Source organism: Tahibacter amnicola (assembly GCF_025398735.1).
GTDB lineage: Bacteria > Pseudomonadota > Gammaproteobacteria > Xanthomonadales > Rhodanobacteraceae > Tahibacter > Tahibacter amnicola.
Window position 1 is genome coordinate 937,012 of sequence record NZ_CP104694.1, and the last position, 14,618, is coordinate 951,629.

Consider the following 14,618-nt stretch of genomic DNA (forward strand, 5'->3'; position numbering starts at 1 on the left):
GTTACGCGCCGCCTGCGTCAAATTCCAGGGTCACCGAATCCGGGCGGCCATCGAGCATCAGTGCCGTTCGCCGCTCGGGCGCGCGCGCGATCACCTTGCCTCGGCGCAGTACCAGAAGACGCGTCGCGCGCAGGCGGATGGCTTCGAACGGATCGGCCGCCTGCAATACGACCAGGTCGGCGTGGCAGCCCGGAGCGAGTCCATAACCCTCAAGGTGGAGGATTTTCGCCGGCGTGGTGGTGACGGACTCGAACGCGCTCGCTATCGCGGTGCGCGAAGTGAGCTGGCCGACATGGATGGCCATGTGCGCCACCTCGAGCATGTCGCCGGAGCCGAAGGAATACCACGGATCCATCACGCAGTCGTGCCCAAACGCCACCGGCACGCCGGCCGCCATCAGCTCCGGCACGCGGGTCATGCCGCGGCGCTTGGGGTAGGTGTCGTGGCGCCCCTGCAAGGTGATGTTGATCAACGGATTGGCGATGGCAGCGACGCCACTCTCGGCCATCAATGGCAACAATTTGGAAACGTAGTAATTGTCCATCGAGTGCATGGACGTCAGGTGCGAGCCGGCAACGCGGCCCTGCAGCCCCAGGCGCAGCGATTCCGCAGCCAGTGTCTCGATATGACGCGAATGCGGGTCATCGGATTCGTCGCAGTGCATGTCCACGAGCAGGCCGCGCTCCGCGGCGATCTCGCACAGCAGTCGCACCGAGGTCGCACCATCGGCCATGGTTCGCTCGAAGTGCGGGATGCCGCCGACCACCTCCACGCCCATGTCCAGCGCCCGGACGAGGTTGCGTTGACCGTTGGCCGAGCGCAGCACGCCATCCTGCGGGAAGGCGACGAGCTGGAGATCCAGGTAGGGCGCCACGCGACGCTTCACCTCAAGCAGGGCCTCGACGGCGAGCAGCCGGTCGTCGCAGACATCGACATGGCTGCGGATCGCCAGCAGCCCCTGGGCCACCGCCATATCGCAGTAGGCCATGGCGCGGGCGACGACGGCATCCTGGGTGAGGTCCGGCTTGAGTTCGCCCCACAGCGCAATGCCTTCGAGCAACGTGCCCGACTGGTTGATCCGCGGCAGGCCCAGCGACAGCGTGGCGTCCATGTGGAAGTGCGCATCCACGAACGGCGATGTGACCAGGCGGCCGGCGACATCGATCTCTTCGCTGCCGGATGCGGCGAGCGCAGGACCGACGGCAGCGATGTGTCCGTCGGCGATGCCGATATCGATGTCACGACGGCCGTCGGGAAGTGAGGCGTGGCGGAGGATGAGGTCCATGGGGCGGGTGACCGGGCGGCTGGAACGGGAAAATTACCATGCGGCGGACAGAGGGCGCGTCAGGCCCGCCGGGAGTCGGCCTGAACGCAGCGATGGGAAGCCGGGACGAACCAGGTATGCCCGGCGCTGCGGAATTGCCGCGCCGCCGCAGAGCGGCGCCGATCCCCCGGCTTTCCCGCCCCTCTTGCATCCCCGCCGCCATAGTGCAAATCTCGGTGTTCTCATCGGCGATACGGTCTCGCCGAAAGTGCCGCTGGCGCGATGCCGCGGCACGCCAGTTCCCGCCCGCGCGTTACCGCGGGCGCGGGAGGAGGGCGTGTGCGAAGCCCGTTGTGGCGTTCGGTGCAATGTTCCATTCTTCCGACAGCTGTCTGCCGCGCCGCCGGAGTGCCGGTGTTGCGCGCGGCAACCCCTTGTGTGCCCACGACCGTCCCAGGAAGCCACACCGCATGAATCTCGCCGCGAGCCTGCCGATGCCGGACGCCGCCACGGATCTGAATCTGGATCCGTACTGGATGCCCTTTACCCACAACCGCTATTTCAAGCGCACCCGGCCGCTGGACCGGCTGATGGTCGCGGCCGACGGCGCGTACTACACCACGGTGGAGGGACAGCGCCTGTTCGACTGCCTCTCGGGCCTGTGGTGCAGCTCGCTGGGGCACCGGGACCCGCGCATCGTGGAGGCCGTGAAGGCACAGCTGGACCGCGCGGACTACGTGCCGGCCTTCCAGGTCGCCAGTCCCGACACCTTCCGCCTGGCCGAGCGCATTGCGGAAGTGACGCCGGAAAACCTCAACCGCGTGTTCTTCACCAACTCCGGTTCCGAGGCGGTCGACACCGCGCTCAAGATCGCGATCGGTTATCACCGGCTGCGCGGAGAGGCGTCGCGCACCCGCTTGATCGGCCGCGAAAAGGGCTACCACGGCGTCGGCCTGGGCGGCATCACGGTGGGCGGCATGGTCGCCAACCGCAAGATGTTCGCGCCCCTGATGGTGCAGGGCGCCGATCACCTGCCGCACACCCACAACCTGAAGGAAATGGCGTTTTCGCGCGGCCAGCCGCAGTGGGGCGCCCATCTGGCCGACGACCTGGAACGCCTCGTCGCGCTGCACGATGCGTCGACGATCGCCGCGGTGATCGTCGAGCCGATGCAGGGTTCGGTCGGCGTCGTCGTACCGCCCCTGGGCTATCTGCAGCGCCTGCGCGAGATCTGTACCCGGCACGGCATCCTGCTGATCTTCGACGAAGTGATCTGCGGGTTCGGCCGCATGGGCGACTGGTTCGGCGCGCAGGCCTTCGGCGTGACGCCGGACCTGATCACCTTCGCCAAGTGCGTCAACAACGGCACCGTGCCGATGGGCGGCGTCATCGCGCGCCAGGAGATTTACGACACCTTCATGCAGGGGCCCGAGTACATGGTGGAGCTGTTCCACGGCTACACCTATTCGGCCCATCCGCTGGCGGTGGCCGCGGCGAATGCGACGCTGGACATCCTCCACGCCGATGAAGTGCCGCGCCGTTTTGGCGAACTGGCTGTGAAGATCGAGGACGCCGCCCATTCGCTGCGCGGCGAGCCGAACGTGATCGATATCCGCAATTGCGGCGCCGCGGCGGCGATTGAAATGGCACCGATTCCCGGCCAGGTCGGCGCGCGTGGGCTGAAGGTCTTTGAAGAGGGATTGAAGCGCGGCATGTTGCTGCGCTTCACCGGCGATACGATCGCCATGGCGCCGCCGGTGATCACCACGCAAGCCGAGCTCGACCGCATGTTCGAGGCCGTGCGTGCGTCCATCCACGCTGCGGCCTGATACGACGAGGATTTCCATGCTTGCTCCGGTTCTGATTCCCCATTTCGTCGGCGGGCAGCGCAACGGCTCGCTGCAGTCGCGTACCAGCCCTGTCTACAACCCGGCCACCGGCGAACAGACCGGCGTACTGCCGTTGGCCACGCCCGCTGACGTCGACGCCGCGGTACAGGCCGCGCGCGCGGCGTTTCCGGCGTGGGCGGCCACGCCGCCGGCGCGGCGGGCGCGCGTGATGTTCAAGTTCCGCGAGATCCTGGAAGCCAACGCCCAGGTGCTGGCGGCGCAGATCACCGCCGAGCATGGCAAGACGCACAGCGACGCGCTGGGCGAAGTGGCGCGCGGTATCGAAGTGGTGGAGTTCGCCTGCGGCATCCCGCAACTGCTCAAGGGTGAGATCAGCGAGAACGTCGGCACGCAGATCGATTCGCATTCCCTGCGCCAGCCGTTGGGTGTGGTCGCCGGGATCACCCCGTTCAACTTCCCCGCGATGGTGCCGCTGTGGATGGCGCCCATTGCGATGGCCTGCGGCAATACCTTCGTGCTCAAGCCGTCCGAGCGCGATCCGTCCGCATCGCTGCTGTTAGCCGAGTGGTTGCAGCAGGCCGGGTTGCCGGATGGTGTGTTCAACGTCGTGCACGGCGACAAGGTCGCGGTGGATGCCATCCTCGCGCATCCCGGCGTCCAGGCGGTGAGCTTTGTCGGCTCCACGCCGATTGCCCGCTACATCTACGCCACGGGGTGCGCGAACGGCAAGCGTGTCCAGGCGCTGGGCGGCGCGAAGAATCACCTGGTCGTGCTGCCGGATGCCGATCTGGACCAGACCGCCGACGCCCTGATGGGAGCCGGCTACGGTTCTGCGGGCGAACGCTGCATGGCCATCTCGGTCGCGGTCACCGTCGGCGATGAGACGGCCGACAAGCTGATCGCCAAGCTGGCGCCGCGGGTGAAGGCCCTGAAGATCGGCCGCGGCGATGCCGACGGCATGGACATGGGGCCGCTGATCACCGCCGTACACCGGGACAAGGTCAAGGGCTACGTCGATCAGGGCGTCGGGGAAGGTGCGCAACTGGTCGTCGACGGGCGCGAGCACCGCGTCGAAGGCTGCGAAGACGGCTTCTTCCTGGGCGGGTGCCTGTTTGACCATGTCCAGCCCGAACACCGCATCTACCAGGAAGAGATTTTCGGCCCGGTGCTCTCGGTCGTGCGCGTGGGCAGCTACGAGGAAGCGGTCGCCCTGGTCAACGGCCACGAATACGGCAATGGCGTCTCGTTGTTCACCCGCGATGGCGAGGCGGCGCGGGACTTCATCCATCGCATCCAGGTCGGCATGGTCGGTATCAATGTGCCGATTCCGGTTCCAGTGGCCTATCACAGCTTCGGCGGCTGGAAGTCGTCGCTGTTCGGTGACCATCACATGTACGGCCCGGAGGGTGTACGTTTCTATACGCGACTGAAGACCGTGACCACGCGCTGGCCCTCGAGCATCGGCGTGGGCGCCCAGTTCGTGATGCCCACCAGCGGCCACTGAGCCGCAACGGAGGAACGACGCGATGAATGTGGCCTACAAGACCACCCCGCTCGACGCCCTGGCCGTGAACGGCCAGCGCCTGTGGGACAGCCTGATGGAAATGGCGAAGATCGGTGCGACCCCCAAGGGCGGCGTCTGCCGTCTCGCCTTGACTGACCTGGACCGCGAAGGACGCGACCTCTTCGTGCGCTGGGCGAAGGAGGCAGGCTGCACGATCAGCGTCGATCAGATGGGCAACGTCTTTGCACGCCGCGCCGGGCAGGACGACACGCTGCCGCCGGTCATCACCGGCTCGCATGCCGATTCCCAGCCCACCGGCGGCCGCTTCGACGGCATCTACGGGGTACTCGGTGGCCTGGAAGTGATCCGCAGCCTCAATGACCACGGCATCGCCACGCGCCGAGCGATCGAGGTGGTGATCTGGACCAACGAGGAAGGGTCGCGCTTCGCGCCGGCGATGGTTTCCTCGGGGGTCTTTGCCGGGGTCTTCAGCCTCGAATACGGCCTTTCGCGCACCGACGTGGACGGCCGCACGCTCGGGCAGGAGCTCGAACGCATCGGTTACGCCGGCGACGTGCCCTGCGGCGGACGGCCGATCCATGCCGCCTATGAGCTCCACATCGAGCAGGGGCCCATCCTCGAAACCGAAGGCAGGACGATCGGCGTGGTCACTCACGCCCAGGGACAGCGCTGGTACGAGGTGGTTTTCACCGGGCAGGAGTCCCATGCCGGCCCCACGCCGATGCCGCGGCGTCGCGATGCGCTGCTGGGTGCTGCGCGTGTGGTGGACCTGGTCAATCGCATCGGCCACCGCCATGCGCCGTATGCCTGCGCCACGGTCGGCATGCTGCAGGTGCATCCGAACTCGCGCAATGTGATCCCCGGGCGCGTGTTTTTCACCGTCGACCTGCGCCATCCCGATGATGCGGTGCTCGCCCGGATGGACCAGGAACTGCGCGAAGGCATTGCGACCATCGCCGCCGATGCGAAGCTGGAGACTACGCGGTTCGAGCAGATCTTCTATTACGCGCCGGTGACATTTGATACCAGTTGCGTAGCGGCTGTGCGGGCGGCCACGGAGCGTTTCGGCTACTCGCACCGCGACATGGTTTCCGGCGCGGGGCACGATGCGTGCTATCTCGCCCAGGTGGCGCCGACCTCGATGATCTTCGTGCCGTGCGTCGGCGGAATCAGCCATAACGAAATCGAGGACGCGACACCCGAATGGATCACCGCCGGCGCGAACGTGCTGCTGCACGCCATGCTCGAGCGGGCGCAAAGTTGATGTGATAGTCCACGCGGCGCGATTGCGCTGAGTGGACAGGCAATACCGCGGAAGCGAAGGTTCCGCGGCGGAACACTCCCAGGTCGCATGCACAGGCCGGTGGCGCGTCCACCGGAACACCCCAGGAGAGAGAATGCCACGCAAGCCCATCGGCGACATCGCACCGGGACGCATTCCCGGCGAAACGCTCGCCCGCCAATTCGACGACATCGCACCCCCGCTGGACCGGCACAGCGCGCTGATCGCCGCGCAGCGCTGCCTCTACTGCTACGACGCGCCGTGTATCCAGGCGTGTCCGACGGGTATCGACATCCCCAGCTTCATCAAGCGCATCACGACGGACAACCTGCGCGGCGCCGCGCACGACATCCTCAGTGCGAACATCTTCGGCGGAATGTGCGCCCGCGTCTGCCCGACGGAGATCCTTTGCGAGGGCAGCTGTGTGCGCAACACGGGTGAATCGGCCCCGGTGCAGATCGGTGCGCTGCAGCGCTACGCGACCGACTGGGTGTATCGCGACAACGCCGTGCTCTTCCAGCGCGCGGCCGACTCGGGACACCGCGTCGCGGTCGTCGGCGCCGGACCGGCCGGCCTTGCCTGCGCACATGCGCTGTCGATGGCGGGGCACCAGGTCACGGTCTTCGACGCGAAGGAAAAAGCCGGCGGCCTCAACGAATACGGCATCGCAGCCTACAAAGTGCTGGATTTCGCCGCCACGGAAATTGCCTGGCTGCTGTCGATCGGCGGCATCACCCTGGAACCGGGTCGGCGCCTGGGTGAAAACCTCGCGCTGGCAGACCTGCGCCGCGACTTCGACGCGGTCTTCCTCGGCCTCGGCCTGGCGGGCGTGAATGCCCTGGGTATCGAGGGCGAATCGATGCCGGGCGTCTACAACGCCGTGGACTTCATCGCCGCCCTGCGGCAGTCCGGTGACAAATCCCAGTTGCCGGTGGGGCGCCGTGTCGTCGTGATCGGTGGTGGCAATACGGCCATTGATGCGGCAGTGCAAAGCAAGAAGCTGGGCGCCGAAACGGTCAGCATGGTCTACCGTCGCGGCGCGGCGTCGATGAGCGCCACGCACGTGGAACAGGCTTTCGCCAAGGAAGAAGGGGTGCACGTGATTGAATGGGCGCAGCCGCGCCGCATCCTTTCCGCCAACGGCACCGTCAGCGGTATCGAGTTCGAGTACACGCAGCTGGACGATGCCGGTCGCCTTCTCGGCACCGGCGACCTGATGCAACTGGATGCCGACGTCATTCTCAAGGCCATCGGCCAGGCTCTGCTGGTGCCGGCGCCGGAAGCCGGCGCGAGCGACGTGCTGGAGGTGAAGGGCGGACGCATCGTCGTCAACGCGGATTTTGAAACCTCGGTTCGCGGCGTATGGGCCGGCGGCGACTGCGTCGGCGGCCACGTGGACCTCACCGTACAGTCGGTCGAAGACGGCAAGCGCGCGGCGCGCGCCATCGACCGCGCACTGACGCAACGCAGGCAGAAAGCGGCCTAGGCCGCCGGCGAAGGGGAAAGACCATGGCAGACCTCTCATGCAATTTCGTCGGCATCCGCTCGCCGAATCCATTCTGGCTGGCCTCCGCGCCGCCGACTGACAAGGCCTACAACGTCAATCGCGCGTTTGAGGCGGGTTGGGGCGGCGTGGTGTGGAAGACGCTGGGCCTGGATCCGCCCATCGTCAATGTGAGCTCCCGTTACGGCGCGGTGCAGTGGAACGGCCAGCGCATTGCGGGCCTGAACAATATCGAGCTCATCACCGATCGTCCTTTGCGCGTGAACCTGGAGGAAATCCGCCAGGTCAAGCGCGACTGGCCGGACCGCGCGATGATCGTGTCGCTGATGGTTCCCTGTGACGAGGAATCCTGGAAATCCATTCTTCCCATGGTGGAAGACACGGGCGCCGATGCAGTGGAGCTCAATTTCGGATGCCCGCATGGCATGTCCGAGCGCGGCATGGGATCGGCGGTGGGGCAGGTGCCCGAGTACGTCGAGCAGGTGACGCGCTGGGTAAAGAAACATTCGCGCCTGCCCTGCATCGTGAAGCTCACGCCGAACATCACCGACATCCGCTCCTCGGCGCGCGCCGCGTACCGGGGCGGTACGGACGCGGTGTCGCTGATCAACACGATCAATTCGATTGTCGCGGTCGACCTGGATCTGATGGCGCCGATGCCGACCGTCGACGGCAAGGGCACGCACGGCGGCTACTGCGGGCCGGCGGTCAAGCCCATCGCGCTCAACATGGTGGCCGAGATCGCCCGCGATGTGCAGACGCCGGGTCTTCCGATTTCCGGCATCGGTGGCATCGGTACCTGGCGTGATGCGGCAGAATTCATCGCCCTGGGCGCCGGCAGCGTGCAGGTGTGCACGGCGGCAATGCACTACGGCTTTCGCATCGTCGATGACATGATCGACGGGCTGCGCAACTGGATGGACAGCAAGGGCTATGCGCGCCTGGATGACTTCCGCGGCCGCGCCGTGCCGAATGTGACGGACTGGCAGTTCCTCAATCTCAAGTACGACATCAAGGCCCGCATCGACCAGGACAAATGCATCCAGTGCGGCCTGTGTCACATCGCCTGCGAGGACACCGCGCACCAGGCCATCCTCAAGGAGAAGGACGGCAAGCGGCACTTCGAGGTGGTCGACAGCGAGTGCGTGGGCTGCAACCTGTGCATGCACGTGTGCCCGGTGGACAACTGCATCACGATGGAACGCGTCGACAGCGGCGGCTACGCCAACTGGACCTCGCACGAGAACAACCCGATGCGTGTGACGCCGGTGGAACCCGAGACGGTGCCGTAAACCGCCGTTCCCGGCCTAAACTACGTCAGTCCATCCGCCAGCGAGATGACGATGACCGTACGCACCGACGCCGACACGGCGGTTCACCAGGGCGCGCTGTACAACGCGGACCTGGCGCCCACCACGCCCGCGCAGCGAAGCTGGACCTGGTACCACTTCGCTGCGCTGTGGGTTGGCATGGTGATGTGCATCCCGTCCTACACGCTGGCTGCGGGCCTGATCGACCAGGGCATGTCGCCCTGGCAGGCAGTGACGACGGTGCTCCTGGGCAATGCGATCGTCCTGGTGCCCATGCTGCTGATCGGTCACGCCGGTGCGCGCTACGGCATTCCCTATGCGGTGCTGGTGCGATCGTCCTTCGGTACGCAGGGGGCCAAGCTGCCGGCGTTGCTGCGGGCGATCGTGGCCTGTGGCTGGTATGGCATCCAGACCTGGTTCGGTGGGCTGGCGATGTATACCTTGCTCAATATCCTCACCGGCAACGCGCTGCACGCCGACCCGCTGCCGGTGCTGGGTATCAATGCCGGGCAACTGGGTTGTTTCCTCGCGTTCTGGGCACTGCAGCTGTATTTCGTGCTGCACGGGACGGAATCGATCCGCTGGCTGGAAACATTCTCGGCACCGATCAAGATCGTGATGTGCCTGTTCCTGGTCGGCTGGGCCCTGCGCAATGCGGGCGGCTTCGGCACCATGATGTCGCAGCCTTCGCAGTTCGTGGAAGGCGGCGCCAAGGCGGGGCAGTTCTGGGCCGTGTTCTGGCCGTCGCTGACGGCGATGGTGGGTTTCTGGGCCACACTGGCCCTCAACATTCCGGATTTCACCCGATTTGCGCGTTCCCAGAAGGACCAGCTCATCGGACAGAGCATCGGCCTGCCGTTGCCGATGGGATTGCTTGCGCTGATGTCGGTCATCGTGACCTCGGCGACCGTGGTGATCTATGGCAAGGCGATCTGGGACCCGGTCGATCTCTCCAGCCGCTTCACCGGCATTGGCGTGGGACTGGCCTTGCTGGTGCTGACGCTCGATACCATGTGCTGCAACCTGGCGGCCAACCTGGTGGGGCCCGCCTATGATTTCGCCAGCCTCTCGCCGCGCCGCATCTCCTACAGGACCGGTGGCCTGATCACCGCGGGCGTGGCCTTGCTCGCGATGCCGTGGAAGATCCTGGAAAGCACGCAGGGATACATTTTCACCTGGCTGGTCGGCTACTCCGCGCTCCTGGGGCCGGTCGCCGGCATCATGCTGGTGGACTACTACCTCCTGCGCCGCATGCAGCTCGACACCCGCCAGTTGTTCGAGGAACAGGGCGAGTACGCGTATCGGCGCGGCTGGAACCCGGCGGCGATCATCGCGCTGGCCGCCGGCGTGCTGCCCAACCTGCCGGGCTTCCTGCATGCCGCGTTCCCGACGGCATTCGCCGGCGTGCCGACCTTCTTCAAGGTGATCTACACCTACGCCTGGTTTGCCGGCCTCGCCATTTCCGCCGTGGTCTACGCGGGAATGATGAAGCTGGCGCGGCCGCCGTCGCGCGTGATGAGTCCCGCCGCCGGCTGAGTCAACCTTTCCGATCGGAGTACACGCATGACCCTTATCATCCGGGGCGGTACCGTTGTCGACGCCACCCACAGCTATCGCGCCGACGTGCTCTGCGTCGACGGCCGCATCGCGCAGATCGGGCCGGACCTGGCGATTCCCGAGGGCGCCCAGGTGATCGATGCCGGTGATCACCTGGTGATGCCGGGCGGCATTGATCCGCACACGCACATGGAACTGCCCTTCATGGGCACCGTGGCCAGTGACGACTTCTATAGCGGTACGGCTGCGGGCCTTGCGGGCGGCACCACCAGCATCATCGATTTCGTGATTCCCAACCCCAGGCAGTCGCTGCTCGATGCCTTCCACCAGTGGCGTGGCTGGGCCGAGAAGGCCGCGTCGGACTACGCCTTCCACGTGGCGGTGACCTGGTGGGATGAATCCGTGCACCGCGAGATGGGCACGTTGGTCCATGAACACGGCGTCGCCAGCTTCAAGCACTTCATGGCGTACAAGGGCGCCATCATGGCGGACGATGAGATCCTGGTGAACAGCTTCCGTCGCGCGATGGACCTGGGCGCACTGCCGACGGTCCATGCGGAGAACGGCGAACTGGTCTTCCAGCTGCAGCGCGAGCTGCTGGCGCAGGGCATCCGTGGGCCGGAAGGGCATCCGCTGTCACGTCCGCCAGCGGTCGAGGGCGAAGCTGCCAATCGCGCCATGCGCATCGCCGAAGTGATCGGCGTGCCGCTGTACATCGTGCATGTCTCGGCGCGACAGGCGCTGGAGGCGATCGCGCGTGCGCGCGGCGAGGGACAGCGGGTATTCGCCGAGGTGTTGGCCGGGCACCTTCTCATCGACGATTCGGTCTACCACGACAGTGACTTCACCCGCGCCGCCGCGCATGTGATGAGCCCGCCATTCCGGCCCCGCGAGCACCAGGACGCGCTGTGGCAAGGCCTGCAGGCCGGACATATCCATACCACGGCAACCGATCACTGTTGCTTCTGCGCGCCGCAGAAAGCGGCGGGGCGCGACGATTTCAGCAAGATTCCCAACGGCTGCGGCGGCGTCGAGGATCGCATGTCCCTGCTCTGGCACTACGGCGTGACCACCGGCCGGCTGACGCCGGGCGAGTTCGTGCAGGTGACCTCGACCAATGCCGCGCGCATCTTCAACCTGTATCCGCGCAAGGGCGCGGTGGAAGTGGGTGCGGATGCGGATCTGGTGGTCTGGGATCCGAATGCCACGCGCACGATCTCGGCCAGGACGCATCACCAGAACGTCGACTTCAATATCTACGAGGGGCGCACCGTCCAGGGCATTGCGCGCCACACCATCACGCGCGGCCAGTGGGCCTGGTGCGACGGCGACCTGCGTGCCCAGCGCGGTGCGGGACGCTACCTCCCGCGCAAGCCGTTTCCGCCGTATTTCGAGGCCAACCGGAAGCGCAAGGAACAAGCCGGGGCCCGCGATTGAGTTGATTCGTCGCCAATGCTACTGATTATGTAGTATCAGACGGGCGGCCGATCAGGTTCGTCGCCCACTCCCTGGGCACCGAAGCGATTGGCGATATGTCCGTTTCCGCCGGCGCCGTTCGGCGGTTGGGTGAATGCACGGTCCGTGCCTGATTTAGCCAATGACATGGACTGCACAAATAAAAAAATATTGGACGCGGCCAATTTTCGGTATCACGATCGGCGGGCAAGTCCGGCGATCGGTCCGACAAAGGGGACGGAGTATGGCCAAGTCCACGACACCGCGGAACATCCTGCTGATCATGGTCGACCAGCTGCGTTTTCCGCGCTTTGCCTATGGCAAGGACGGGGGGTTACTGCAGCCGCTGAAAGAGATTCTCGGCGTCCAGGGCGGCTTCTACGACCGCAATCCATTCCGGGAGTACTTCCCGGGAATGTGGTCGCTGCGACGCAATTCGGTCGTGCTGCGCAATCACACCATTGCTGCCACGGCCTGCACGCCCAGCCGGGCCACGATCATGACCGGCCAGTACGGCACGCGCACCGGTGTCACCCAGACCGACGGGATGTTCAAGAGCGGGGATTCCCCGGCCTTTCCCTGGCTGGCTGCCGACGGGATCCCGACCCTCGGGCACTGGTTCCGTTCGGCCGGCTACCGCACCCACTACTTCGGCAAGTGGCACGTGAGCAATCCGCCCGACCACACGCTGGTCAAGTACGGCTTCGACGACTGGCAGCTGTCGTGGCCCGAGCCGCATGGGCCGAGCGTCAACAATCTCGGCGCGTTCCGGGACATCGGATTTGCCGACCTGGTCTGCGGTTTCCTGCATCGCGAAGGCCTGGGAATGGACTACAACCGCGCCCTGGCCCAGCAGCAGGCCACACGGCCCCTGTCTGACCCGCCGCCGACGCAGTCGCGCCCCTGGTTTGCGGTGGCGTCCTTCACCAACCCGCACGATATCGCCACATATCCGGCGGTGCCGCGCATGCTCGATCCCCAGGCCACGGTGCTTGGCCCGCTGAAAGTACCGGAGAAGGGGGCGATCAGCACGGTGCCGGTCGGCGGCACGCAGGCGATCGAACTCAATCCGATGGGGTTTCCGCAGAATACGGCGAACCTGCCGCCGACGGTATCGGAGACCCTGCACAACAAGCCCGGCTGCCAGTTCGACTACAGCTACAAGTGTGGGCTGGGCCTGGCCGCGAAGACCGGCCAGAACGTCCACGACGGCGCCAGCCAGGTCAGCGCGGTGAATGCGGCGCTGCTGGCGGGCATCCCGTTCCAGCTCACGCGTGATCCCGACAGCGGGGCCCTGTATTTCCTGCAGTACTACGCCTGGCTGCAGCAGATGGTCGACGGGCACATCCGGCGCGTGCTGACGGCGCTGGACAGCAGCGGCCAACGTGAAAACACCATCGTGGTATTCCTCGCCGATCACGGCGAGTACGGCGCTGCGCACAGTTACATGATTGAAAAATGGCATTCCGCCTACCAGGAGGCGTTGCACGTGCCGGTGGTGATCCAGTCGGTGTCGATCAACCCGGACGACACGCCGCGCCAGATCGACGCCTTGACCAGCCACATCGACATCGCGCCGACCCTGCTGGGCCTGGCCGGCCTGGACAAGGGCCGTGTCGACGACCTGCGCCGCGAGCTGCAGCGCGAACGGCCGACGCCGCCCTTCGTCGGCGTTGACCTGACGCCGCTGATCGAAGGCAGGACCGATGTCGTGCGCGAGCCCGACGGCTCGGTGCGACAGGGCGTGCTCTTCATCACCGACGATGAGATCACCCAGCCGCTCGATTCGGGCGCCGATCCCTACCAGGTGCAGATGGAACAGCAGTTCAAGGTGTTCCTGGAGCTGGTGGAGACTGTGCGCCAGGGGGGCAGCGCCATCCCGAACAGTGGCCCGGTGGAGCGACTGGCGCCCGGACCCGTGCGCCAGCCCAACCACGTGCGCTGCGTACGAACGTCGCGCTGGAAGCTGGCCCGCTACTGGGATCCCAGCAATCACGCCCAGGACGAGTGGGAGCTCTACGACCTGGATCGTGACGGCTGCGAGCAAACCAACCTGCTGCTTACAAGGGGCGCTTTTCCGACACCGATCCCCGATCTGCCAGCCGGCTACACCAACGAGCAGATTCGCGCCGTGGCCGGGAACCTGCGTGCGCTGCTGCAAAAATACGAAGCGGAAATGCTTTCCGCGCCCAGGGAGGCGGGCGCCGGCGTGGCCCCGGCATCGACCGTCGCCGCCTCGCGCGCCACGCCACCCTGAACATCGTGCTGCAATGCGGCAACCGGCCGGGACCGGTTGCCGCCAGCGGGCCAGGGACGGCGCCAGGGTCGCGGACACTGCGCGTGCATTGAATCCGGGCGGTGTGCCTGTACGGAACTTTCCCGGCGCCGGCCGGCTCCGTCTACGCGGACACCACACAGGAGCGCCCATCGGGGACCATCCCGCCATCCGGCGGCACCGGCGCACGGTATTTCGATCCGGCCCGGTTTCGGTACCCTGTGCCCATGAAGACCTCGCTGCTGCACCTCTTGTTATCGCCCGGCGGACGTCTGCGCCGCCGGACCTTCTGGACGAGCCTGGGTCTGGCATCCGTCGCCCTTGCCGGTAGCTGGTGGATCCTCGACATCACGTTCGGCAGCACCGCGACCTGGTTCGTGCACCTGCCCTTCCTGTGGATCGCAGCGGTGCTGATGATCAAGCGCCTGCACGACCGCGGCCGCTCCGGCTGGTGGTTGTTGCTGCTACTGATTCCGTTGCTGGGGCCACTCTGGCTGGCGCTGGAGCTGGTCTTCCTCGGAGGGTCCGCGGGGCCCAACCGCTACGGCGCCAATCCGCGCGGCCGCGCCGATTACCTGACCGTGCGCTAGATCACC

At 66.2% G+C, this 14,618-nt stretch carries 10 protein-coding genes; 9 read left to right on the top strand and 1 reads right to left on the bottom strand.

What is annotated here, in order from left to right; genetic code table 11:
* Position 1: 1 nt before the first annotated feature.
* On the bottom strand, positions 2-1,285 hold the full coding sequence (locus N4264_RS03910; RefSeq protein WP_261695770.1) for an amidohydrolase family protein: 1,284 nt from the start codon (positions 1,283-1,285) through the stop codon (positions 2-4).
* Positions 1,286-1,734: 449 nt separating this feature from the next.
* Between N4264_RS03910 and aptA the strand changes: the two genes are divergently transcribed.
* From aptA to N4264_RS03955, 9 genes are all read left to right on the top strand, one after another.
* Positions 1,735-3,093, top strand: coding sequence for an omega-aminotransferase AptA (aptA, locus tag N4264_RS03915; protein ID WP_261695771.1), 1,359 nt, complete (start codon positions 1,735-1,737; stop codon positions 3,091-3,093).
* A complete protein-coding gene (locus N4264_RS03920) occupies positions 3,083-4,618 on the top strand; it encodes a CoA-acylating methylmalonate-semialdehyde dehydrogenase (protein WP_425508331.1) in 1,536 nt (511 codons plus the stop codon). The genes aptA and N4264_RS03920 overlap by 11 nt, the downstream gene beginning before the upstream one ends.
* A 22-nt stretch (positions 4,619-4,640) precedes the next feature.
* Complete coding sequence (locus tag N4264_RS03925) at positions 4,641-5,903, top strand: Zn-dependent hydrolase (protein WP_261695773.1); 1,263 nt, start codon at positions 4,641-4,643, stop codon at positions 5,901-5,903.
* A 133-nt stretch (positions 5,904-6,036) separates the two neighbouring features.
* Positions 6,037-7,407 carry an NAD(P)-dependent oxidoreductase gene (locus N4264_RS03930; RefSeq protein WP_261695774.1) on the top strand — a complete coding sequence of 457 codons (1,371 nt, stop codon included), beginning with the start codon at positions 6,037-6,039 and terminating at the stop codon, positions 7,405-7,407.
* A gap of 23 nt (positions 7,408-7,430) precedes the next feature.
* Positions 7,431-8,717 (top strand): NAD-dependent dihydropyrimidine dehydrogenase subunit PreA, encoded by a 1,287-nt coding sequence (gene preA, locus N4264_RS03935; RefSeq protein ID WP_261695775.1) that lies wholly within the window; start codon positions 7,431-7,433, stop codon positions 8,715-8,717.
* A gap of 51 nt (positions 8,718-8,768) precedes the next feature.
* Complete coding sequence (locus N4264_RS03940; RefSeq protein ID WP_261695776.1) at positions 8,769-10,271, top strand: NCS1 family nucleobase:cation symporter-1; 1,503 nt, start codon at positions 8,769-8,771, stop codon at positions 10,269-10,271.
* 27 nt (positions 10,272-10,298) lie between these two features.
* Positions 10,299-11,729, top strand: a complete 1,431-nt coding sequence (gene hydA / locus N4264_RS03945; protein ID WP_261695777.1) for a dihydropyrimidinase — start codon at positions 10,299-10,301, stop codon at positions 11,727-11,729.
* A gap of 262 nt (positions 11,730-11,991) precedes the next feature.
* Complete coding sequence (locus N4264_RS03950; RefSeq protein WP_261695778.1) at positions 11,992-14,004, top strand: sulfatase-like hydrolase/transferase; 2,013 nt, start codon at positions 11,992-11,994, stop codon at positions 14,002-14,004.
* Between the two features lie 245 nt (positions 14,005-14,249).
* A complete protein-coding gene (locus tag N4264_RS03955) occupies positions 14,250-14,612 on the top strand; it encodes a DUF805 domain-containing protein (protein ID WP_261695779.1) in 363 nt (120 codons plus the stop codon).
* The last annotated feature ends 6 nt before the right edge of the window (positions 14,613-14,618 follow it).

Bases quoted from the DNA above. Each gene is read 5' to 3' on its own strand.
- N4264_RS03910 (WP_261695770.1), bottom strand. From the start codon at position 1,285: ATGGACCTCATCCTCCGCCACGCCTCACTTCCCGACGGCCGTCGTGAC.
- aptA (WP_261695771.1), top strand. From the start codon at position 1,735: ATGAATCTCGCCGCGAGCCTGCCGATGCCGGACGCCGCCACGGATCTG.
- N4264_RS03925 (WP_261695773.1), top strand. From the start codon at position 4,641: ATGAATGTGGCCTACAAGACCACCCCGCTCGACGCCCTGGCCGTGAAC.
- N4264_RS03930 (WP_261695774.1), top strand. From the start codon at position 6,037: ATGCCACGCAAGCCCATCGGCGACATCGCACCGGGACGCATTCCCGGC.
- preA (WP_261695775.1), top strand. From the start codon at position 7,431: ATGGCAGACCTCTCATGCAATTTCGTCGGCATCCGCTCGCCGAATCCA.
- N4264_RS03940 (WP_261695776.1), top strand. From the start codon at position 8,769: ATGACCGTACGCACCGACGCCGACACGGCGGTTCACCAGGGCGCGCTG.
- hydA (WP_261695777.1), top strand. From the start codon at position 10,299: ATGACCCTTATCATCCGGGGCGGTACCGTTGTCGACGCCACCCACAGC.
- N4264_RS03950 (WP_261695778.1), top strand. From the start codon at position 11,992: ATGGCCAAGTCCACGACACCGCGGAACATCCTGCTGATCATGGTCGAC.
- N4264_RS03955 (WP_261695779.1), top strand. From the start codon at position 14,250: ATGAAGACCTCGCTGCTGCACCTCTTGTTATCGCCCGGCGGACGTCTG.